This is a genomic window from Frankia sp. QA3 (assembly GCF_000262465.1).
Lineage (GTDB): Bacteria > Actinomycetota > Actinomycetes > Frankiales > Frankiaceae > Frankia.
This window is the reverse complement of the sequence record NZ_CM001489.1, coordinates 7,293,536-7,315,821: the sequence shown is the minus strand read 5'-3', so window position 1 is coordinate 7,315,821 and position 22,286 is coordinate 7,293,536. Positions and strand designations below refer to the sequence as shown.

The window sequence follows — 22,286 nt, the reverse complement described above, 5'->3', positions numbered from 1 at the left end:
GGTGGGCTGGCCGGATCCCGGCCGCGGCGGCGGGCCGCCGCCCGGTCCCGGGACCACGGCCCGCGGGCGCAGCCGCGGTCGCATCCGCGGCACCGAGTGCGGCGAGGTGACGTCGCCGGAGGCCAGGTGGGCCGGCGGCGGGCCGATGAGGTCGTGCACGGCCCGGACCACCTTGGGCTGGCGGGCCCGGTCCTCCCCGCGAAAGCCGGTCTCCAGCTCGTGCCCGCCGAACGACCAGGCGATCACGATCAGGCGCCCCGGCGCGGAGACCTTGCCGGCGTGGGCCCGCTCCAGGCGGGCGCCGCGGACGGCCTCCCGGGGGATCCAGAACGCATCGCCACCGCGGTCCACCCGCACGCCGGTCTCGTACACGCTGACGTACCCGCCGGTGCGCCCGCCCAGGCCATGCGCGGCGATCCGCTCCAGCCAGTGGCCGGCGTCCACGGTGCCGAGGTACATCCCGCGTAGCGGGGCGGCGAACACCGTGCCGGGCTCGGCCGGCGGGTCGGGCAGCTCGGGCAGGTCCTCCTCCTGCCGGTCGGCCTTGTTGCGCCAGGCCCGCAGCATCGCCCCGACCACCGCGACGAACAGCAGCAGCAGGCCTACCACGAGCAGCAGGTGCAGGCCCAGGCGGTCCGGCCCCCTGTCGGCGGCGATGACGGCCGGTGGGGTGGCGGGTAGCGAGACAGTCATACGACCTTCCCGTCGAGCACGGTGGGCCGGCCCCGCAGGAACGTGGCGCGGATCGCTCCCGGCAGAGACCGCCCCGCATAGGGGGTGTTGCGGCTGCGGCTGGCGAGCGCGTCCGCCTCCACGACCCGCCACGGTGACGGGTCGAGCAGCGTCACGGTTGCGGGCGCACCCACCGCTATGGAACTCCACCGCTGCGCCGCCGGTCGCGGCAGGCCACCGATGCGGGCCGGAGCCAGGGCCATCCGGTCTGCGACGCCGGCCCAGTCGAGGTGCCCGGGGATGACCATCGTCTCCATCACCACCGACAGCGCGGTCTGCAGGCCCAGCATGCCGGGCCGGGCCGCGGCCCACTCCGTCTCCTTGTCCTCCAGCGCGTGCGGGGCGTGGTCGGTTGCCACACAGTCGATCGTCCCGTCGGCGAGGCCGGCGCGCAGCGCGGCGACGTCGGCGGCGGTACGCAGCGGCGGGTTGACCTTGTAGACCGGGTCGAACGAGCTGACCAGGTCGTCGGTGAGCAGCAGGTGGTGCGGGGTGACCTCGGCGGTGACCTGCCAGCCCTTCGCCTTCGCCCAGCGGATGAGGTCCACCGAGCCCGCGGTGGAGACGTGGCAGACGTGCAGCCGGGACCCGACGTGCCCGGCCAGCAGCGCGTCCCGGGCGATGATCGCCTCCTCGGCGACCGCGGGCCAACCGGGCAGCCCCAGCCGGGCGGCCATGGCCCCCTCGTTCATCTGGGCGCCGGCGGTCAGCCGCGGCTCCTCGGCGTGCTGGGCGATCACCCCGTCGAACGCCTTGACGTACTCCAGCGCCCGGCGCATGAGCAGGGCGTCGGACACGCAGTGCCCGTCGTCGGAGAACACCCGCACCTCGGCCGCGGACGTCGCCATCGCGCCGAGCTCGGCCAGCCGCTCCCCCGCCAGCCCCACCGTGACCGCGCCGACCGGCCGCACGTCGCAGTGGCCGGCGTCGAGCCCGAGCCGCCAGACCTGCTCGACGACGCCCGCGGTGTCGGCGACCGGGTTGGTGTTCGCCATCGCGAACACGGTGGTGTAGCCGCCGAGCGCGGCGGCCCGGGTGCCCGACTCGACCGTCTCGGCGTCCTCCCGACCGGGTTCGCGCAGATGGGTGTGCAGGTCGACCAGGCCCGGCAGCATGATCAGGCCGGCGGTGTCCAGGATGGTGGTCCCGGGGGGCAGGCCGTCGGAGTCCGGACCGGTCGAGCCCGCGGGCCGCCAGGCCGCCACGACGCCATCGGTGAGCAGCACGTCGACGGGGTCGCCGCCGAGCGGGCGGACCTGGCGCAGCACCCAGGACTGTCCCGAGCCACCCGCCGCCGGCCCACCGGCCGGACCTCCCGTACCGCCCGCACCCGCCGTCATGAGACCTCCCCGGAACCGCCCAGCAGCAGATACAACACGGCCATCCGCACACTCACCCCGTTCGCGACCTGCTCCACCACCGTCGACCGGACGGAGTCTGCGACCTGGGAAGAGATCTCCATCCCGCGCACCATCGGCCCCGGATGCATGACCAGGGCGTGCTCGGGCAGGGTCGCGGCCCGGTCCACGTCCAGCCCGTAGCGGCGGCTGTACTCCCGCTCGGTGGGGAAGAACGCCGCCGACATCCGCTCCCGCTGGACCCGCAGCATCATCACCACATCGCTCTTGGGTAGCACCGCGTCGAGGTCGTACGACACCTCGACCGGCCACGAGGAGACACCAAGAGGCAACAGCGTGGGCGGGGCCACCACCGTCACACTGGCACCGAGCGTGGCGAGCAGCCACACGTTGGACCGCGCCACCCGGGAGTGCAGCACGTCGCCGACGATGGTGACGGCGAGCCCGTCGACCCGGCCGAGCCGCCGACGCATCGTGAACGCGTCGAGCAGCGCCTGGGTCGGATGCTCATGGGTGCCGTCGCCGGCGTTCACCACGCTGCCGCGCACCCAGGTCGCCAGCCGGTGCGGCGCGCCGCTGGCGGAATGCCGGCAGACCACCGCATCGGCACCCATCGCCTCGAGGGTCTGCGCGGTGTCCTTCAGGCTCTCGCCCTTCGACACGCTTGACCCGCGCGCCGAAAAATTGATCACATCGGCCGACAGTCTCTTGGCGGCTACCTCGAAGGACGTGCGGGTACGGGTGGAATCCTCGAAGAAAAGGTTGACCACGGTGCGGCCCCGCAGGGTCGGCAGCTTGCGGACCGAAGCCTCGGCGACCCGCGCCATCCGTTCCGCGGTGTCCAGCACCAGCAGCGCGTCGTCCCGGCTGAGGTCCTCGGTCGACAGCAGGTGCCTGTTCATACCCGACCTCCGTTCGCCGCCCGTGCCGTCCCCGCGCGCCCCCGCCCGGAGCCCGACCACCGCGTCACGGCAGGTCTCCCGGGTCAGCCGCGCCGGCCGGGCTGGCTTCGGGCGACAGGATGAGCACGGCGTCGGCGCCGTCGATCTCCCGCAGCCGGACGGCCACCGACTCGCGGCGCGAGGTCGGCATGTTCTTCCCGACGTAGTCGGCGCGGATCGGCAGCTCGCGGTGGCCCCGGTCGACGAGGACGGCGAGCTGGACCGTGCGGGGGCGGCCGTAGGCGGCCAGCGCGTCGAGCGCGGCGCGCACCGTGCGCCCCGAGTAGAGGACGTCGTCGACGAGGATCACCACCCGGCCGTCGACCCCGCCGTCGGGAATTTCGGTCACCTCCAGTGGCCGAACCCCGCGCAGTCGCAGATCGTCGCGATACATGGTTGGGTCGAGCGAGCCGACAGGAAGATCCACTCCCTCGACGGCCTGTACTCGCTGTGCCAGACGATGTGCGAGGGGTACCCCTCGGGTGGGTACCCCGAGCAGCACGACACCGGCACCACCGGAGGTCTTTTCGAGGATCTGGTGCGCCATCCGGCTGACGATCCGAGTGATGTCGTCGGCGGACAGTACTGTCCGGGCAATGCCGGGACGGCGCGATGCGGGGTCGCTCGCGGCAGCAGAGGCCACGCGGCATCCCTCCTTCCCCGCCTCACGGGACGGTCCTTAAAGGAGCGGTCTCAGCGACGTTACCAGGGCACTCCGGACGAGTGAGGGTCTCGCGACGGGGCCCGCCGGCACCCGCCCGGCCGCCGGACCCCCTCCGCGCCCACCGGTTCGCGACCCCCGTGCGCATTGTTGCCGCGCCAACTATCATCGCCAGGCCGTGACTGCACGTCACCGGGTTCACTTCCGCATGCGCAGGTACGCCGATCGGCGGAAGTTCCCGCCGGGCAGGCGTAGGGCGCAACCGGAGGGCTACAGAAAGTGGTACAAAGAAAGAAGCGACACGACCCCCCGGGTGTCGAGCCTCAACCCGGCGGGCACTACTATCGGTAACCGCCGGCGGCATGAGCCCCGGTTCCAACTGATCGACCACGACAGGAGTGGGCACTCCGATGTCCGACTATGCGAAGGCGCTCGGTGCTCGGCTGCGCGCGATACGCACCCAGCAGGGGCTCTCGCTTCATGGCGTCGAAGAGAAGTCGCACGGTCGGTGGAAAGCCGTCGTCGTGGGTTCCTACGAACGTGGGGACCGCGCCGTCACCGTACAGCGTCTCTCGGAGCTCGCGGAGTTCTACGGCGTTCCGGTCGGGGAGCTTCTTCCCGAGGGTTCCACCGTCGCCCCGCTGGAGCAGTCCCCGCGGATCGTCCTCGACCTCGAGCGCCTTTCCCAGGTTCCCAAGGAGCAGGGCGGACCGCTCGCCCGGTACGCGGCGACCATCCAGAGCCAGCGCGGCGACTACAACGGCCGGGTTCTCTCCATCCGTTACGAGGACCTGCGTTCGCTCGCGGTGATCTACGACACCTCCCCCAGCAAGCTCACCGAGCAGCTCGTCTCCTGGGGCGTGCTGTCCCCGGAGCAGGGCGCGGACGCCACCGCCTCCGACGTCTGACGGCTGCGCCGGTGCTCCACCGGTAGCGCGCGCACCACCAGCGCCAAGTCAGCACCACCAGCAAGCCCAGCACCACCACCAGCAAGCCCAGCACCACCAGCAAGCCCAGCACCACCAGCAAGCCCAGCACCACCAGCAAGCCCAGCACCACCAGCAGTCTCGTTCGTGGCACCAGCAGCTTCATCGTGATGTGATCGCGGGTCGGCTTCGGGGTCTCTGGCCGGCCGTACGCGAGTGGCACACAGACAGCCGGGGGTACCCCGGTACGTCGCTTGGGGCGACGTACCGGGCACGCCGATCGTGGCACCGGCCGACGCCGATCGCCCCGGACCGCCCCACCCGCAGGCCCGGTCGACCAGGATCCGGCCGATCAGGACCTGGTCGGTCAGGACTCCCGGGCCGACCCCGCGGCCGGCTCCGGCGGGGCCGGCCGGCCCGCCGCCGAGACCTCTCCCAGCGCTGAGACCTCTCCTGCCGCCGGTTCGGCCGTCGCCGACACCACCCCGGCGTCGACCAGGCTACCGAGCAGGCCGTTGACGAACGTCGGCGAACGGTCGGTGGACAGGTTCTTCGCCAGCTCCACCGCCTCGTCGATGACGACCCGGGGCGGCACGTCGGGCCGCCACAGCAGCTCCAGCACCGCGATCCGCAGGATGTTGCGGTCGACCGGGGGCATGCGCTCCAGCGTCCAGCCCTCGGCGTGCCGGCCGATCCGCTCGTTGATCTCCCGCCAGTGCTCGACGACGTCCCTGACCAGCCCCTCGGCGTACTCCGAGACGGGCGGGTCGGCCTGGGCACGCCGGGCGGTGAGGATCTCCAGTACGCCGACGCCGCGCACGTCCGCCTCGAACAGGATGTCCAGCGCGCGCTTGCGGGCCTTGGACCTGGCGCTCAGCTCGTCACCCGGCCCAGATAACGGCCGTCGCGGGTGTCGACCTTGACCTTCTCGCCGGTCGTGATGAACAGCGGCACGTTGATCGTCGCGCCCGTCTCCAGGGTCGCGGGCTTGGTGCCGCCGGTCGAGCGGTCGCCCTGCACGCCCGGGTCGGTCTGGGCGATGGTGAGCTCGACGCTGGCGGGCAGCTCCACGTAGAGCGGGGCGCCGTCGTGCAGCGCGACGGTGGCGACGGTGTTCTCCAGCATGTAGTCGGCGGTCGTGCCGACGACGTCCGGCGGGATCGGGATCTGGTCGTAGGACTCGCTGTCCATGAAGACGAACTCGGCGCCGTCCCGGTAGAGGTAGGTCATCTCGCGCCGGTCCACGGTCGCGACCTCGACCTTGACGCCGGCGTTGAAGGTGCGGTCGACGACCTTCCCGGTGAGCACGTTCTTCAGGGTCGTGCGAACGAACGCCCCGCCCTTACCCGGCTTGACGTGCTGGAAGCCGACGACGTTCCACAACACCCCGTCGATGTCGAGCGTCATGCCGTTCTTCAGGTCGTTGCTGGTCGCCACTGCGCGCGTTCTCCGTTCGGTTGCCGTGCCTGCACGGCGGATCGTCGTCGTGCTGAAGCCTAGAGTCATCGGGTCGCACGCGCCGCGGCGACCCCGTCGGCCGCGACCGCGCGCCCGGGGCCGCTGACGGTCCCTGCGCGGCGGCGATCAGCCAGGCCGCGGACAAGTCTACCGAGCCCGGCGCCGCGTCCCGGGGCACCGGTGCGGTCAGAGTGCGTCGGGCAGCGACAGACCGTCGGGGGCGACCGCCGTGAACGCGGCGATCAGCAGGCCGGTGTCCGGATTATCGAGGATGACGGTCTCGCCCTGCGCGGCCAGGCCGATGAAGCGCAGCCGCCGGCCGCGGGACTTCTTGTCCACGCGCATCGCGTCGAGCAGCGCCGACCACCGGTCGCCGCGGTAGGTCACCGGCAGGCCGATGCGGGTCAGCAGCTCGCGATGCCGGTCGGCGGTGGCGTCGTCGAGGCCGGCGACGAGCCGGGACAGCTCCGCCGCGAACACCATGCCCACCGAGATCGCCGCGCCGTGCCGCCAGCTGAAGTGCTCGACCTTCTCGATCGCGTGGCCGAGGGTGTGGCCGTAGTTGAGGATCTCCCGACGGCCCGCCTCGCGCGGGTCACCGGAGACGACGTCGGCCTTCACCCGGATGGACCGTTCGATCAGCTCGGGCAGGTGCGCGGCGCCCGTCGGGTCGGCGTCGAGCAGGTCGAGGATGGCGGCGTCGGCGATGAACCCGGTCTTGACGACCTCGGCGAGCCCGGCGCGCACCTCGACGGCCGGCAGCGAGGACAGCGCGGCGAGGTCGCACAGCACGGTCAGCGGCTGGTGGAACGCGCCGACGAGGTTCTTGCCCGCGTCGATGTCGATGCCGGTCTTGCCACCGACGGCCGCGTCGACCATGCCGAGCACGGTGGTCGGCACCTGGACGACGTCCACCCCGCGCAGCCAGCTCGCGGCGACGAATCCGGCCAGGTCGGTCACGGTGCCCCCGCCCAGGCCAATGATCACGTCGTCGCGGGTGAAGCCGATCCGGCCGAGGACGTCCCAGCAGAAGCCGGCGATGCGCAGCTGCTTGGCCTCCTCGCCGTCGGGCACCTCGACCGCGTGCGCCTCGACCCCCGCGGTCGCCCGCAGGTCCGCGACGACGGCGTCCGCCGTGGCCCGCAGCGCCGCCGGATGGATCACCGCGGCTCGGGTCCGCCCGGCGACCGTCTCCGCCAGATCGCCGAGCAGCCCCTCCCCGAGCACGACGTCATAGGCCCGCTCGCCGCCCGGCCGGACCGGGATCCGCACGACGTCGGACACCTTCGCCTGCACACTCACCGTGGAATCCTCACTGCGCCGGGTTCGTGCCGGCCGGGTTCGGGACGGCCGGGTTCGGGACGGCCGGGTCGGAACGGGCTGGCGACGCCTCCGGAGCCGGCGGCGCGGGCAGCTCCGCCAGGGCCGCGGCGACCAGATCGGCGACCTCGTCCGGCTCGCGGCCGGCGGTGTCGACGACGATCGCCGCCACCTCGGCGTACAGCGGCTGGCGGGCCTTGAGCAGGGCGGCGAGCCGGGCGCGCGGCCCCTCGACGAGCAGCGGTCGGTCGCGCGCGAGGCCGACCCGGCGGACCGCGTCGGACACGCCGACCTCCAGGTACACGACCCGGTGACCGGCGAGCAGCGCCCTGGTGGCGGCGTCGAGGACCGCCCCGCCGCCCAGGGCGACGATCCCGCGGTGCTCGGCGAGCGCGGCGGCCACCGCTCGCGACTCCGCGGCCCGGAAGTACTCCTCGCCGAACTCGATGAAGATGTCGGCGACGCTGCGGCCGAGCTCCGCCTCGACGTCCGCGTCGGTGTCGCGGAACCCGACACCCCACCGCTGCGCGAGCCGGGTGCCCACCGTCGTCTTGCCCGCGCCGGGCGCCCCGACCAGGACCGCGCGCGGCCCGGCCGGCGCCGCCTGCGCCGCCTCCCCAAGCATGATCTTGTTACCCCGTCTGCAGTCCCGCTCGACGACCAGTGTGGACGACCCGATCAGTGGATGCCCCACATCAGTGAATGACCAGGGACTTCAGGTAGCCCTCACAGTTGCGCCGGCTCTCCTCCACCGAGTCGCCGCCGAACTTCTCCAGGGCCGCGTCGGCGAGCACGAGCGCGACCATCGCCTCGGCGACGACGCCCGCGGCGGGCACCGCGCAGACATCCGACCGCTGGTTGATCGCGACCGCGGCCTCGCCGGTGGTCACGTCCACCGTGGACAGCGGCCGGGTGAGCGAGGAGATCGGCTTCATCGCCACGCGGACCCGCAGGGGCTCGCCGGTGGTCATGCCGCCCTCGACGCCGCCGGCCCGGTCGGTGGCGCGCCGCACGCGCCGGCCCGCGCCGCCGGCCGGCTCGATCTCGTCGTGTGCGACCGAGCCGCGGCGGCGGGCGGTGGTGAACCCGTCGCCGAACTCGACGCCCTTGATCGCCTGGATGCCCATGAGCTCCCCGGCGAGGCGCGCGTCGAGGCGTCGGTCGCCGTGCACGTAGCTACCGAGCCCCGGCGGGCAGCCGTAGGCCAGCACCTCGACGATGCCGCCGAGGGTGTCGGAGTCGGCGTGAGCGGCGTCGATCTCGGCGACCATCCGCACGCTGGTCGCCTGGTCGGCGCAGCGGACCGGGTCGGCGTCGATGGCCGCGAGCGAGGTGGGCGCGGGCAGGCCCGGCGGGACCTCGACCGCGCCGATCGCGACGACGTGGGAGAGGATCTCGATGCCGTACGCCTGGCGCAGCAGCGCCTTGGCCGCGGTGCCGAGCGCGACCCGCGCGGCCGTCTCGCGGGCGCTGGCCCGCTCCAGCACCGGCCGGGCGTCGTCGAAGCCGTACTTCTGCATGCCGGCGAGGTCCGCATGGCCGGGCCGGGGCCGGGTCAGCGGGGCGTTGCGGCCCAGGCCCGCGAGCGCGGCCGGGTCGACCGGGTCGGGTGACATCACCCGCTCCCACTTCGGCCACTCGCTGTTGCGGACGACGACACTGATCGGACCGCCGAGCGAGACGCCGTGGCGCAGGCCGCCGAGCAGCTCGACCACGTCCCGCTCGAAGCTCATCCGGGCCCCGCGGCCGTGCCCGAGCCGCCGACGGGCGAGCTCCGCGGCGATGTCGTCACTGGTCACCCGGATACCCGCGGGCAGCCCCTCGACCGTGGCCACCAGGGCTGGACCGTGCGACTCCCCGGCAGTCAACCAACGCACCATGCCATCCAGTGTTTCACGACCCCCCGATGTTGCACGTCGCGTCGGGAACAGGGTCACGTCCGTCGTCGCCGAGGTTCACCTGTCGTGACAGTTCCGCCTCCCCTCGGCTCCGCCTCCCCTCGGCCGGGCCCGGACGCCGGACCGGCGAGACCCACGGGACTCCCCGGAGCACGGAGGGTGACCGGCCGCGGTCAACCGCCCCCGACCAGGACGGCGAGCAGGGTTCCGGCCAGCAGGAACGGCCCGTAGGCGAGCCGGTCGTGCCAGCCGGCCCGGCGGGCGGCGAGCAGCACGAGCGCCGCCACCCCGCCGAGGACCACCCCGGCGAACATCCCGAACACGACGTTCGGCCAGCCCAGCCAGCCCAGCGCCCCGCCGAGCAGGCCCACGAGCTTGACGTCACCCCGGCCCAGGCCCGCGCCCGGCAGCCGGTACAGCGCCAGGAAGGCCAGCCAGCAGGCGGCGCCGGCGATCGCGGCCCGCAGCAGGCGAACCGGCGCGTCGTCGACCAGCGCGGCGATCCCGAACAGCGCGGCCAGCACCGGGTAGGACGGCAGCACCAGATGGTCGGGCAGCCGGTGCACGCGCACATCGACCGCGGCCAGCCACACCCCGACCACGCTCAGGTACAGATAGGCGGGTAACCAGCCCGGATGGCGATACAGCGCGGCGGTCACCGCGGCCACGACCACCGCCGTCCCGATCCCCAGGGCCGCCGTCCCGGGGGCGGCGTGGCGCGGCTCGTGGCCGGCCGGCGGGGGAACACCGGCCACGACCCGGCGCCCGACCGGCACCGCGACGCCGAGCGCCACCAGCGCGATCAGCGCGCTGAGCCCGACCCCCGCCACGGCTAGCCCACCGCCCGGGGCGGGCCCGCGGCGTCGCGGCGTGCTGCGCCCGTCTTCCCGGCCGCGGACCATACCCAGCACCCCGCATCCACCGGCCCCCTGCCGCGGACCCCCGGCGCCGGCACCGGCCGGGTCCCTTCGGGGGGTGCTGCGCACGGTTGCCGAACCGCGGGACGCGCACACCACGTCCCAACCGCCACCCGGCCCGCGCGGGGCGTCGCAACCGCCCGCCGCCGGGGTGGATCGCGGCGTGCTGCGCACGCTTTCGTCGCCGCGGACCGTGCACACCACGCCGCAACCACGGGCCATCCGCGGTCGGCACCCGCCGTCGCCCCCGGGCAGGACACCCGAGGGGGTGCTGCGCGCAGTCGCGGGACGCGGAGTCGGTGGGTACGCGGGCGCCGCCGCCCATCCCGGCGGACGGCATACCGCGCATACCCCATATACCGCCCTGGAAGGACCACAATGGCGCGGCCGGTGAGCCGCGCCCGGCACGTCGCGGGAACCGACGATCCGGGCTGGGCCGACGGGACGGGGGCGGCCTGGCCGGACATCAGACGCCGGTCGGGCCGGGGGAGGGCGCGGCGGGGACGGTACCGGTCGGCCCGGCGCTGCGCGAGGTCGGACCGGCGCGGTGGGCCTCGGAGCCGGCGCTGGGAGCCGAGCTCGTGCGTTCGTCGAGGGCGGCCTGGCCGGCGGTCAGCAGGACGCCGGCGGGGACGCGGCGGCCGGTGAAGTGCTCGACCTGCCCGACGGCCTGGGCGGCGAGGATCTCCAGGCCGCTGGCGACGCGGGCGCCGGCCCGATAGGCGGCGGCGGCGAGCGCGGTCGGCCACGGATGGTAAAGCAGCTCGACGAGCTGGCTGGACATCGGCCAGCGACGGGTCGCGAGGGAGTCGGTCGCGCCGGCCGGGGTGGTGGCGATGACGAGGTCCGGGCCGGTGGGCAGGCCGGTGGCGAGCAGCTCCCAGGGCAGCGCCGTCACCTCGATGCCGAGGCGGGCGCCGATCTGGGCCACCTCCGCGATCGCCTCGGGGCGGCGGGCCACCACGGCGACGTGCGGGCAGCCGGCGGCGGCGACGGCGGCGACGGCGGCACGGGCGGTGCCGCCGGCGCCGAGGACCAGCGGCTGGCCGGGCACCGCCCCGCGCATGACCCGGCGCAGGGCGACGCCGATGCCCACCACGTCGGTGTTGTAGCCGCGCAGCCGGCCGGCCTCGCCGACGACGACGGTGTTGACCGCGCCGATCGCCGCCGCCGTCGGGTCGACCTCGTCGAGCAGGTCCAGGGCGACGGTCTTGAGCGGCATCGTCAGGGACAGGCCGACCCAGTCCGGGTCGGACCGGACCCGGTCCACCATCTCCGGCAGGTCGGACGCGGTGCAGTGGATGGCGGTATAGGTGACGGCGAGCCCGAGCTCCGCGTAGGCGGCCGTGTGCAGCACCGGGGAGAGCGAATGATCCACCGGGGCGCCGAGCACGGCGGCGCGGGCCGGATGCGCGGGCGTCGCCGCGGCGGCGATGGTCTCCGGCCGCTGCGCCGCCGGCCGCGCGCCCACGCCGCCGATGCCGTCCACGCCGCCGATGCCGCCACCCCCGCCAGGGCCGCCACCCCCGCCCATACCGCCCAGTTGGATCTCCCGCACCACGTGGCCCTCCGCCTGGTTCAGGGCCGCCCGGGCACAGCCGTACGCGCCGGATCGCCTGCCGGCCGTCGTGCCGGTCCGACGCCGCCGCTCGTCGTCCACACCTGTCGCCATGTCGGGCACCGTCGCCCGGTCAGGCGGCGTCGCCCCGTGTCCACACCCGCCGGTCGCCCGGTGCGGGGCCGTTACTCCTTGCCGCCCTCGGCAAGGTACTGCGCCCGCGCCTCGGCCCACTCCTGGTCGGTCGCGGCGAAGCGCGTCACCTTGCTCTGCGGCATGGACACGAAATACAACCATGACCCGGCGGCCGGTTCCAGGGCGGATTTCAACGCCCAGATCCCCGGGTTGGAGATCGCGCCCGGGGGCAGGCCGGCCACCGCCCGGGTGTTGTACGGATCGGCCTTGTTGAGCTGCTCCTTCGTCAGCGGGCCCTCGTACTCGTTCTCCGCGTAGCGGGTCGTCGAGTCCATGTCGAGGCGACGGAAGCGCCCGGTGGTGTCGGCGAGCCGGTTGTAGATCACCCGGGCGACCTGGGGCCCCTCGTTGGCGTTCGCGACCTCCTTCTCGATGATCGAGGCGATGGTCACGATGTCGGCCGGCTTGACCCCGCGCGCGGCGGCCTTGGTCTCCAGGGCGATCGACGCCGCCTCCTTCTTGAAGCGGGTGACGAAGGAGGTCAGCAGCTGGACGGGGGTGGACCCGGGCACCAGGTCGTAGGTGGACGGGAAGAGGTAGCCCTCCAGGTTCGGGGAGCCCTCCCGTGTGCGGGCGTAGGACGGCAGGCCGAGCTGGGCGGGGTTGCGGGCGATCGCCTCCAGGTCGCTCATCGGCGTGCCGAGCCGCTCGTGCAGGCCGTTGAGCACCTGGCGGACGGTCATGCCCTCCTTGATGACGAACTTGAACGGCGCGGAGGACGCCGGATCGAGCAACGCGGCGAGCGCCGCCTCGGCGCTCATCCGGCTGCGCAGCCGGTAGGTGCCCGGCTGGATGCCCAGCGACTTGGGGTTGGCGGACGCGGCCTTGACGAACGCCGAGACGGACGCGGTCACGTCCGCGTCGCGCAGCTCCACGGCGATCTGACGGGCGGTGGCGCCGTCGGGGACCTGGACCACCGCGATGCCCTCGCCCGAGCCGGAGTAGTCGGCGCTGGTGGAGCCGCCGCCGGAGACCCGGCCGATGACCTTGCCGATCCCGAAGATGCCGAGGCCGAGCAGGGCGGCGACGACGAGGAGGACGGCGATCAGCTTCGGCAGCGCCCGGCCGCGGCGCTCCTCGGCGTCGTCGTCCCAGCCGCCGCCCCAGTCCTCGGAGTCGTCCCGCGACGGGTAGCCGCCGGCGGAGTGGCGGTCACGCCGGCGGTCACCGCCGCGGCGGTCACCACGGGAGTCGGTGGCGGGGGCGTTGCGCGAGTGGGGGCCGTCCCCGTAGTCGTCGGCATAGCTCTCGTCGGCATAGCCATCGTCGGCGTGTCGGTCGTCGGCATACCCGTCGTCGGCGTAACGCTCGTCGGCATACCCGTCATCGGGGTACCCGCCGGGATGCCGACCGGCGGGACCGCGATCGGCCGGGCGGGGGTCGGCCGGGCGGGGGTCGGCCGGACGGCGGTCAGCGGGGCGGCGGTCGGCGTGTCCGGAGGAACGGCGGCCACGGCGATAGGGATCCTCGTCGAGCATCTCGTCGAGGTCGCCGCCCCCCGTCACCTCGCATCCTGGGGGAAGGCCTCCGTGGATCCGCCCACGCCGGGCGCGCCGCCCCCCCGGCGGCTGTCCAGGTCGTGCTGCAGGATCTGCACGGCTGCCTCCTGATCCACGAGACTGCGGCGGGCGCGGGAACGAACGCCACGCTCGGCCATTCTGCGATGAGCCGCAACCGTGGTGAGCCGCTCGTCCACGAACCGCACAGGGACGGGGGCGATCCGCTCGGCGAGTACCTCGACGTACTGCCGGACCAACAGGACCGCCCGTCCCTCCTGCCCCGACATCTGCCTGGGCAGGCCCACCACGACCTCTACAGCCTGCCTGTCTCGCACGATCTGGACAAGCTGCTCGATGTCCGCATTATGGCGCTTATCCCGGGTCAGGGTGGTGACCGGCACCGCGAGGACGCCGCCGGGGTCGCTGGCGGCGATCCCGACCCGCACGGAGCCGACGTCGACGCCGATGCGCACCCCGGGCCGGCTGTCTGGGCCGCCCGCCGGGCCGCTCACCGGGTCCGCCGGCCGCTCACCGGGCCGCGAGCTCGGCCACCAGCCCGCGCAGCTTCGCGAAGACGGCCGGGACCAGCTCGGGCTTCCCGCCGCCGCCCTGGGCGATGTCGGGCTTGCCGCCGCCCTTGCCGCCCAGGCTCGCCCAGGAGTTGCGGACCAGGTCACCGGCGCGCAGCCCCGCCGCGCGAGCGCCCTCATCGGTGACCACGACGATCGAGGAGCCGTCGCTGTTGACCACGGCGACCACCGCGGGTCGCCCGGCCAGCCGCCCGCGCACGTCCATCGCCAGCAGGCGCACGTCGTCGGGCGCGGTACCGGCCGGCACCTCCGCGGTGACGACGGCGACGCCGCCGACGTCCTCGGCCCCCTCGGCCAGCGCCCCGGCGCCGGCGAGCACCGCGGCGGCCCGCAGCCTGTCCAGCTCCCGCTCGGCGTCGCGCAGCCGGCCGACGATGTCGGTGACGCGGTCGGCCAGCTCGTCGGGACGGGCCTTGAGCGCCGTGGAGAGCTGGGAGACGAGCAGGTGCTCGCGGGCCAGATAGCGGAACGCGTCGATGCCGACCAGCCCCTCCACCCGGCGGGTCCCCGCGGAGATCGACGACTCCGACAGCAGCTTGACCGCGCCGAGCTGGGCGGAGCTGGCCACGTGGGTACCGCCGCACAGCTCGCGGGCGTAGTCGCCCACGTCGACGACGCGCACGGCATCGCCGTACTTCTCGCCGAACAGCGCCATCGCGCCGAGCCGGCGGGCCTCCTCCTGGGTCGTGACGAACGCGCGGACCGGCAGGTCACGCAGCGCAACCTCGTTGATCTCGTCCTCGACGTCGGTGAGGACCGACGGCCCGACCGCGCCGAGGGCGTGGAAGTCGAAGCGCAGCCGGCCCGGGGAGTTCAGCGAGCCGGCCTGGGTCGCCCCCTCCCCCAGCGCCCGGCGGAACGCGGCGTGCACGAGATGGGTGGCGGTGTGCGAGCGGGACACCGCGCGGCGGCGGTTCTCGTCGACCTCGGCGAGCACCCGGTCGCCGAGACGCAGCTCACCGGAGCGCACCTTCACCCGGTGCAGGACCAGCTCCGGCACCGGCCGCTGGACGTCGAGGACCTCGACCTCGCCGCCGTCGAAGCGCAGCAGCCCGAAGTCCGGCTCCTGGCCGCCGCTCTCGGCGTAGAAGGGGGTGGCGTCGAGGACCACCCCGACCTCGTCACCCTCGCCGACCACCTCGAGGCCCGCGCCGTCGGCGATGCCGACGAGACCGACGACGCCGGACTCGCGGGACAGCTCCTCGTAGCCGGTGAAGGTCGTCGCGCCGGAGCGGGCCAGGATCGGCCGGAACGCCGACAGGTCGACGTTGCCGATGCGCCGCGCGGCCCGGTCGGCCTTCGCGGTCTGGCGCTGACGCTCCATCAGCCGGCGGAACCCGGCCTCGTCGACGGACAACCCCGCCTCGGCGGCCATCTCCAGCGTCAGGTCGATCGGGAAGCCGTAGGTGTCGTGCAGCTTGAACGCCTCGTCGCCACCGAGGGTGGTCGAGCCGGCCGACCGGACCTGGCGCACCGCCGTGTCGAAGATCGTCGTACCGGTACGCAGCGTCTCGGCGAACGACGCCTCCTCCGCGACGGCGACCCCGGTGATCGTCTCGGCGTTGTCGACGAGCTCCGGGTAGATCGGGCCCATCGCGGTGCCGATGACGCCGAACAGCTCGCCCATGACCGGCTCGCGCGCGCCGAGCAGCCGGGCGTCGCGCACCGCGCGGCGCAGCAGGCGGCGCAGCACGTAGCCGCGGCCCTCGTTGGAGGGGACGACGCCGTCGGCGATGAGCATCGCCGCGGTGCGGGAGTGGTCGGCGACGACGCGCAGCCGCACGTCATCGGCCGGATCGGCACCGTAGCGGCGGCCGGTGAGCTGGCCGGCGGCGTCGAGCACCGGGCGGGAGATGTCGATCTCGTAGAGGTTGTCGACGCCCTGCAGGATCGTCGCCATCCGCTCCAGGCCCATGCCCGTGTCGATGTTGCGGGCCGGCAGCTCGCGCAGGATCGGGTAGTCGTACCCGGCGCCCTCGCCCCGCTCGTACTGCATGAACACCAGGTTCCAGACCTCGAGGTAGCGCTCCTCGTCGGCGATCGGCCCGCCCTCGCGGCCGTACGCCGCGCCCCGGTCGAAGTAGATCTCGCTGCACGGCCCGCACGGACCGGGCACGCCCATCGACCAGAAGTTGTCCTCCTTGTCGCGGCGCTGGATGCGCTCGGCGGGCAGCAGGTCCCGCCAGATCCGCTCGGCCTCGTCGTCGTCGAGGTAGACCGTGGCCCACAGGTCGTCCGGCTTGAACCCGAACCCGTCGACGAGCAGCTCGAAGGCGAACGGGATCGCCTCGGCCTTGAAGTAGTCGCCGAACGAGAAGTTGCCGCACATCTGGAAGAACGACGCGTGCCGGGCGGTGCGCCCGACGTTTTCGATGTCGACGGTGCGCACGCACTTCTGCACGCTGGTGGCCCGCGGCCACGGCGGCGCCAGGTCCCCGAGGAAGTAGGGCTTGAACGGCACCATCCCGGCGTTGACCAGCAGCAGCGTCGGGTCCTGAGCGACCAGCGAGGCGCTCGGGACGATCGCGTGCCCGCGCCGGGCGAAGTGGTTGAGAAAGCGGCTGCGGATCTCGGCCGTGTCCATCGGGTTCACATCGTCCAGACTGGTGGGAGGAGGTTCGTCATCCGAGGGTGGGCGGCGCTGCTGCGGCCGCCGCCCGTGCGGCCACCGCGCCGTCAGGGCCGGCGAGCACCCGGGACCAGCCGCATGGTGCGCTCGGCATCGTCAAGATCGTCCGGGTAGCCGGCCGTGCCCGCCCCGGTGACGGCCGCCCCGGTGACGGCCGGCCCGGCGGCACCGGCACCGGCGTCCGCGGGCCGCCCGGAGATGCCGGGCGGATCGTCGTCCGGGTCACGGTCGAGGCCGAGGGCACCACGGATCTCTTCCTCCCGCTCCGCCGCCGCCTCACGCACATCCGCGAGGAACTCCTGTATCGACTGTACGAGAGATCCGGCCAGGCTCGTCGGAGTGAGCGCCGCGGCGGCCTTCGCCGCCTGGCGCACCACCACGACGCCGGCCGCGGCGCCGAAGGCCAGATAGAAGATCCTGGACATCTAGCGGCCCTCCCGGCGCCCGTCGGCCGCCCCGGCGACCGGGGTCAGGCCGGCGTCGTCGGCGACCGTGCGCCGGGCCGACCTGTCCGCCTTCATCTGCGACTTCACCCGCGATTCGACCTCGGACCGGGTGCGCTTGGCCGCGGCCTTGCGCACGCCGTAGCTGAACGCGGCCACCCGAACCATCGGGCCGCCCAGCGTCGCCGCGAACAGCGACGTCAGCGAGGAGACGTTCGTCGTGATCGACTGCACGTTCGCCGTGATCGCGTCGACCCGGTCAAGCTCCTTGTTCACATGGGCGAGTGCCACGTTGACCTCGTCGACCGTCGCGCCGGCCTGCCGGACCCGGGCGGTTCCCTCGTCGATGGCGACACCGGTCTGGCGCACCCGCGCCGCCGCCTCGTCGAAGATCTTGCCGAGTTTGAGCAGGACGAAACAGCCGAACAGGGCGAGCACTGCGAACGCGCCCGACGCGATCAGGCCCGCGACCGCTCCACCGGACATATGTGCTCCTGCCTCCATCGTCGATTGGGCCGGTCCCACCCCACCCGATCCGGCACGCCATGCCACGCCGCAGTTCGCCACGAGGGCCGCCGGTCGCGAGGGCTCGCGACCGGCGCGGGACGCGGCCGTCGGTGGCCGCGAAACCCGCGGACCGCAACCGCGGTGACCGTGGACGCCGTGGGCGCCACCCCGGTGACGCCCTCGTGTGACCTTACCGAGGCATCCGCCGGGGTCACGGGTAACCCCCGTCGCCTGGCCTGGGGCGCAGGCCCATGGCCAGGGCGTCTCTCGGGCGGCACAACGGTGGTTGCGAGACCGGCGCTCAGCCGGCCGGTCCCGGTGGCGCGGTTCCGGGCGCGGCGTCGGGGGTGCCCCGCACGGTGGACCGCAGCTCGCGCAGGCGTTCGGTGGCCCGGCGCTCGAAGCCGTTGCCGCCGGGGAGGTAGTAGTCCGTGCCGGTCAGCCCGTCGGGCGGGTACTGCTGGCGCACGACGCCGCCGGGGGCGTCGTGCGGATAGCGGTACCCGGCCCCGCTGCCGGCCCTGGCGGCCCCCCGATAGTGGGCGTCGCGCAGATGCGCCGGCACCGGGCCGGCCCGCCCGGCGCGCACGTCGGCGGTGGCGGCGTCGATCGCCCGGATCACCGCGTTCGACTTCGGCGCCAGCGCGAGGTGGATGACCGCCTGGGCGAGCGCCAGCCGCGCCTCGGGCAGCCCGACCAGATCGAGCGCCTGCCCGGCGGCGACCGCGACGCCGAGTGCCCCGGGATCGGCCATGCCGACGTCCTCACTGGCCAGGATGATCATACGGCGGGCGATGAACCGGGGGTCCTCGCCGGCCTCCAGCATCCGGGCGAGGTAGTGCAGCGCGGCGTCGGCGTCACCGCCGCGCATCGACTTGATGAACGCGCTGACCACGTCGTAGTGCTGGTCGCCGGACCGGTCGTAGCGCACGGCCGCCCGGTTGACGGCCTGTTCGAGCACGTCCACGTCGAGCCGCGCCACCGGCGGAGCACTCCCGACCCCGTCATCCCCTTCGGGAGAGTCGCCCCCTTCGGGAGGGTCGGTGGCTTCGGGAGGGTCGCCCCCTTCGGGAGGGTCGGTGGCTTCGGGAGGGTCGGTGGCTTCGGCGGGGTGGGGGGGCGCCGCGGGGTCGATGGGAGCGGTCGCGGCGAGGTCGGCGAGGAGGGCCTCGGCGCCCGCCTCCAGCACGGTCAGCGCGCGGCGGGCGTCCCCGCCGGCGAGGCGGACCACATGCTCACGGGCCTCGTCGGTCAGCGCTACCCGGCCGGCATACCCGCGTGGGTCGTGCAGGGCCCGGTCGAGCACGCCGCGGATGTCGTCGTCGGTGAGCGGTTCGAGGGTGAGCAGCAGCGACCGGGACAGCAGCGGGCTGACCACGGAGAAGAACGGGTTCTCGGTGGTGGCCGCGACCAGGGTGACCCAGCCGAGCTCCACCGAGGGGAGCAGGGCGTCCTGCTGGGTGCGGGTGAAGCGGTGGACCTCGTCGATGAACAGCACGGTGCGCGCGCCGGAGGCCGCCCGCGCGGCGCGGGCCTCGTCGATGACGGCGCGGACGTCCTTCACGCCCGCCGTCACAGCGGACAACTCCCGGAACCGCCGGCCGGTGGCCCGGGAGACGATGTGGGCCAGGGTGGTCTTCCCCGTACCGGGCGGCCCCCAGAGGATCACCGAGGTCGTCCCGCCGCCCTCGACCAGCCGGCGCAGCGGGCTGCCCGCGCCGAGCAGGTGGCGCTGGCCGACGAGCTCGTCCAGGTTCCGCGGCCGCAACCGCGCCGCGAGCGGGACCGGGCCTGACCCCCCGGCCACACCCCCGGCACCCGATCCGCCCGATCCGCCCGATCCACTTGGACCGCTTGGACCGCTTGGCGCAGGTCCGACCGCGCCGCCGGCGGTACGCGCGTCCCCCGGCAGCGACGCGGCGTCCCCGCCGAACAGGTCCGCGGTGTCGAACAGGCTCACCGGTTCACCGTACGACCATGACCGGCGTCAGCACGCGGCCAGACCAGACACGACCAGACCAGACACGACCAGACCGACGACCTACCTGCCGTTCACCGGATGCGACGCTCAGCCGGAGCGGGTAGGCGGCTCCGGGGCGGCAGGGCGGCTCCAGACGGGGACCGGCGGCGCGGGCCGGTACTGGTCACCGCGCGGGCTCGCGAAGGCGGCCGGCGCGGGCGGCGGTTCGGAAACCCCACCCCGGACTTCACCCGCAGCCCTACCCACAGTCACCCTGGCCGAGGCGGGGCGGCGGTGGCGGCTGCCCTCGCGGGCCATCGAGAACGCGCCGGACTCGGTGACACCGCCCATGGCCGCGAAGATGACCACCGCCAGCACCGAGAAGGCGATCACGCAGACGATCGGGGCGAGGGAGATCGGGTCCGCGCCGCGCACCTCCTCGTACCCCGGACCGGCCTGAACCTGGGTGGCAGCCATCGCCGTGTAGTGCATGCCGCAGATCGCCGTCGCCATGACCAGCGAGGCGGCGACCACGTGGCGGCCGGTGCGCACCCGGAACGCGATCCACAGGGCCACGAGTGCCACGGCCACGGCGATGAGGACGGACAGCACGACGATGCCGCGCCGGTACGTCACGGTCCCGCCGACGTGCATCGCGGCCATGCCGGTGTAGTGCATCGCGGCGATCCCCAGGCCGGAGATCACCCCGCTGAGCGCGAGCCATCCGGTGCTCCGTGGACGGCGCGCCACGAGGGTGAGCCCCAGCGCCGAGACCGCCACGGCGATCAGCAGCGAGACTCCGGTGATTGGCAGGCCGTACCGCAGGTCGAGCCCGTCGACTCGATAACCGATCATCCCGATGAAATGCATGGACCAGATCGCGCCGCCGCCGAGGGAGAGCGCGGCGGCGAGGGTCCAGCGAACCTGGGCAGCGCCCTGCGATATGGGGATCCGGATCGCGCTCACCAGCGCGGCGAATGATCCCACCGCGGCAAGTCCAACGGATACGACCACGAACAGAAGATCCTGGCTTGCATGCTGATGAACGGCGTGCGCGACGATCACGTGTCCCCCCTTGAAGCGGCCGGATCCACTCACATTTAGCACGTGTCGCATCGAAAGCCAAAATTCTCCCTAAAGCAAACCGACACGTCACAGAGGACGGCTTCAATCGCAAACCGGACTATGCGGATTTATCGGTCAGAACAATCTAACCCATCAAGGCGTTGGAGGCCGTCGCCTGGCGACTTCTCCGGCGGCACCCGGCTAGCACGATCGAGCCATCCGAGGTCTCTGAGCTGCGCAGACAGTCCGCCGCCCGCCCGTCCACTCGGGCCGAAGGTCCTTCTCGGCGGTGAGATCCAGCCCGGTCACCCCGCGCCGACCGGACACCGGCCGGACACCGCAGCCGACATCAGGGTTCCGCCACCACGCAAGGACCTCTCACGCCCGGCCCCGAGCCCGAGTTCCACCGGCGGCCGCGAGTGATGCGCATTCCCCCGAACCGGCAGTCCTCGCGATCCCCAGCGACGGGAAACGGTGCCTTACGCCGAGCCGACCCTCTTTCCCTCACCCACACTCGGATCACAAAGAACCGCGCCCGCACCTTGACAAGGGCCCGATAGCACTGGGTCGCCGGACACCACCCGGAACCCTCTACCAGGAGACCACACTTCGTTTTCGCGAGACAACGTCTCCCCAATGGTGCGCGTGTATGGTTCAGGTAGTCGGTTTATCTTCTCGTGCGGCTCCCACCACCTCCGTGGGGTGCGCGGCGGTGGGGGCGGCGAGCGATGCCGGCGCATAACTGCCGCCGTTCACGGCGTCGGCAATGCACTTTGGCTGCGGTGCACCACACCTCACCACCGCGCGACGACCGGCGGGAATGCGGCCCGAGGGCGCCCCTGGCGCACCGGCCCGCGGCCATTTCCACCCCCCGACGGCCGTGGTCACGGTTATCGGACGGCGGCGTACCAGACGTCGAGCCGACCGCGCCACCAGCCACCGCGCCACCAGCCACTGCGCCACTAGCCACCCAGCCGGCTGCCCGCCTGGCCCCCGTCCCATCCACCTGGCCGCCGTCTCTGCGCCCTTCGGTCGACGACGGCGCCGACCGAGCCCACCCCCGGTGACCGAAACCCCGCCCCGGAAAGGTGCCACCATGACCGTGATCCCACCGCCCCGCGCCCGGACCGACAGTCCTGTCCCCCTGGGGGCGCCGGCCGCGCCCCCACCCTGGACCGAGACGTCGGACCGGTCCGCCTCGCCGGGCGGCTCCGCGGCATCGGACAGGTCCCCGGCGCCGGGGGGAGCCCCGGCGCCGGGACGGGCCGCGCCTTCCACCCGGTCGGCGACGCCGGGCCGAGCCGGGCCGCAGCGTCGAGTCGCAGCAGCAGGCCGCGGCGGGCGGCGGGGATCCGCCGCCTCCGCAGACACCGCGGCGCTGGGAGAGGCCCGCGGGCCGGGAGGCACCGCCGACCCGGGAGGCACCGCTGTCACCCGCATCGGGCGGCACGTCCGCGTTCCCAAGACCGCCGAACTCGTCGCCGCCCACCTACGCCGCCAGATCGTCCGCGGCGAACTCCACGAAGGCGACGCCCTCCCCCCCGAAGCCGTCCTCATGGAACAGTTCGGCGTCTCCCGCCCCACCCTGCGCGAAGCCTTCCGCGTCCTCGAATCCGAAGCCCTCATCAG

General features: G+C 73.7%; 19 protein-coding genes and 1 pseudogene. 2 read left to right on the top strand and 18 right to left on the bottom strand.

Translation table 11 applies throughout. The features are described from left to right. The 4 genes and pseudogenes from FRAQA3DRAFT_RS29915 to pyrR form a co-directional block, all read right to left on the bottom strand. Positions 1 to 693 (bottom strand): annotated as a pseudogene (locus FRAQA3DRAFT_RS29915) (hypothetical protein); the annotation flags it as partial. Beyond that, complete coding sequence (locus tag FRAQA3DRAFT_RS29910) at positions 690 to 2,072, bottom strand: dihydroorotase (protein WP_009742791.1); 1,383 nt, start codon at positions 2,070 to 2,072, stop codon at positions 690 to 692. The pseudogene FRAQA3DRAFT_RS29915 and the gene FRAQA3DRAFT_RS29910, both read right to left, overlap by 4 nt. Next, positions 2,069 to 2,992 (bottom strand): aspartate carbamoyltransferase catalytic subunit, encoded by a 924-nt coding sequence (locus tag FRAQA3DRAFT_RS29905; protein WP_009742790.1) that lies wholly within the window; start codon positions 2,990 to 2,992, stop codon positions 2,069 to 2,071. The genes FRAQA3DRAFT_RS29910 and FRAQA3DRAFT_RS29905 overlap by 4 nt, the downstream gene beginning before the upstream one ends. A gap of 64 nt (positions 2,993 to 3,056) precedes the next feature. Next, positions 3,057 to 3,674: a bifunctional pyr operon transcriptional regulator/uracil phosphoribosyltransferase PyrR gene (gene pyrR, locus FRAQA3DRAFT_RS29900; protein WP_009742789.1), complete on the bottom strand. Its 618-nt coding sequence runs from the start codon at positions 3,672 to 3,674 to the stop codon at positions 3,057 to 3,059. A 428-nt stretch (positions 3,675 to 4,102) separates the two neighbouring features. On the opposite strand from pyrR, the gene FRAQA3DRAFT_RS29895 reads away from it, so the two are divergent. Continuing rightward, positions 4,103 to 4,600 (top strand): transcriptional regulator, encoded by a 498-nt coding sequence (locus FRAQA3DRAFT_RS29895; protein WP_009742788.1) that lies wholly within the window; start codon positions 4,103 to 4,105, stop codon positions 4,598 to 4,600. A 385-nt stretch (positions 4,601 to 4,985) separates the two neighbouring features. Here FRAQA3DRAFT_RS29895 and nusB read toward each other — a convergent pair whose 3' ends face one another. From nusB to FRAQA3DRAFT_RS29825, 14 genes are all read right to left on the bottom strand, one after another. Further along, positions 4,986 to 5,438, bottom strand: coding sequence for a transcription antitermination factor NusB (nusB, locus tag FRAQA3DRAFT_RS29890; RefSeq protein ID WP_009742787.1), 453 nt, complete (start codon positions 5,436 to 5,438; stop codon positions 4,986 to 4,988). A 53-nt stretch (positions 5,439 to 5,491) separates the two neighbouring features. Beyond that, on the bottom strand, positions 5,492 to 6,055 hold the full coding sequence (efp, locus tag FRAQA3DRAFT_RS29885; RefSeq protein WP_009742786.1) for an elongation factor P: 564 nt from the start codon (positions 6,053 to 6,055) through the stop codon (positions 5,492 to 5,494). A gap of 207 nt (positions 6,056 to 6,262) precedes the next feature. Then, positions 6,263 to 7,378 (bottom strand): 3-dehydroquinate synthase, encoded by a 1,116-nt coding sequence (gene aroB, locus FRAQA3DRAFT_RS29880; RefSeq protein WP_009742785.1) that lies wholly within the window; start codon positions 7,376 to 7,378, stop codon positions 6,263 to 6,265. Between the two features lie 10 nt (positions 7,379 to 7,388). Next, the gene (locus FRAQA3DRAFT_RS29875; protein ID WP_051054682.1) at positions 7,389 to 8,021 is read right to left on the bottom strand and encodes a shikimate kinase; all 633 of its coding nucleotides are present in this window, start codon (positions 8,019 to 8,021) and stop codon (positions 7,389 to 7,391) included. Between the two features lie 70 nt (positions 8,022 to 8,091). Then, a complete protein-coding gene (gene aroC, locus FRAQA3DRAFT_RS29870) occupies positions 8,092 to 9,276 on the bottom strand; it encodes a chorismate synthase (protein ID WP_009742783.1) in 1,185 nt (394 codons plus the stop codon). A 191-nt stretch (positions 9,277 to 9,467) separates the two neighbouring features. Then, positions 9,468 to 10,124 carry a prepilin peptidase gene (locus tag FRAQA3DRAFT_RS29865; RefSeq protein WP_009742782.1) on the bottom strand — a complete coding sequence of 219 codons (657 nt, stop codon included), beginning with the start codon at positions 10,122 to 10,124 and terminating at the stop codon, positions 9,468 to 9,470. A gap of 553 nt (positions 10,125 to 10,677) precedes the next feature. After that, a complete protein-coding gene (locus FRAQA3DRAFT_RS29860; RefSeq protein WP_009742781.1) occupies positions 10,678 to 11,883 on the bottom strand; it encodes a shikimate dehydrogenase in 1,206 nt (401 codons plus the stop codon). A gap of 71 nt (positions 11,884 to 11,954) precedes the next feature. Then, positions 11,955 to 13,469: an endolytic transglycosylase MltG gene (mltG, locus tag FRAQA3DRAFT_RS29855; protein ID WP_009742780.1), complete on the bottom strand. Its 1,515-nt coding sequence runs from the start codon at positions 13,467 to 13,469 to the stop codon at positions 11,955 to 11,957. Continuing rightward, a complete protein-coding gene (ruvX, locus tag FRAQA3DRAFT_RS29850) occupies positions 13,466 to 13,975 on the bottom strand; it encodes a Holliday junction resolvase RuvX (protein ID WP_009742779.1) in 510 nt (169 codons plus the stop codon). The genes mltG and ruvX overlap by 4 nt, the downstream gene beginning before the upstream one ends. Before the next feature lie 16 nt (positions 13,976 to 13,991). After that, on the bottom strand, positions 13,992 to 16,637 hold the full coding sequence (gene alaS, locus FRAQA3DRAFT_RS29845) for an alanine--tRNA ligase (protein WP_009742778.1): 2,646 nt from the start codon (positions 16,635 to 16,637) through the stop codon (positions 13,992 to 13,994). 92 nt (positions 16,638 to 16,729) lie between these two features. Further along, positions 16,730 to 17,107, bottom strand: coding sequence for a hypothetical protein (locus FRAQA3DRAFT_RS29840; protein WP_009742777.1), 378 nt, complete (start codon positions 17,105 to 17,107; stop codon positions 16,730 to 16,732). Then, positions 17,108 to 17,611, bottom strand: coding sequence for a DUF948 domain-containing protein (locus tag FRAQA3DRAFT_RS29835; protein WP_009742776.1), 504 nt, complete (start codon positions 17,609 to 17,611; stop codon positions 17,108 to 17,110). Between the two features lie 322 nt (positions 17,612 to 17,933). Then, a complete protein-coding gene (locus FRAQA3DRAFT_RS29830; RefSeq protein ID WP_009742775.1) occupies positions 17,934 to 19,592 on the bottom strand; it encodes a replication-associated recombination protein A in 1,659 nt (552 codons plus the stop codon). A 108-nt stretch (positions 19,593 to 19,700) separates the two neighbouring features. Then, positions 19,701 to 20,606, bottom strand: a complete 906-nt coding sequence (locus FRAQA3DRAFT_RS29825) for an MHYT domain-containing protein (RefSeq protein ID WP_232291824.1) — start codon at positions 20,604 to 20,606, stop codon at positions 19,701 to 19,703. Positions 20,607 to 21,801: 1,195 nt separating this feature from the next. On the opposite strand from FRAQA3DRAFT_RS29825, the gene FRAQA3DRAFT_RS33885 reads away from it, so the two are divergent. Further along, on the top strand, positions 21,802 to 22,286 hold a 485-nt coding region (locus tag FRAQA3DRAFT_RS33885), incomplete at its 3' end, for a FadR/GntR family transcriptional regulator (protein ID WP_157468804.1).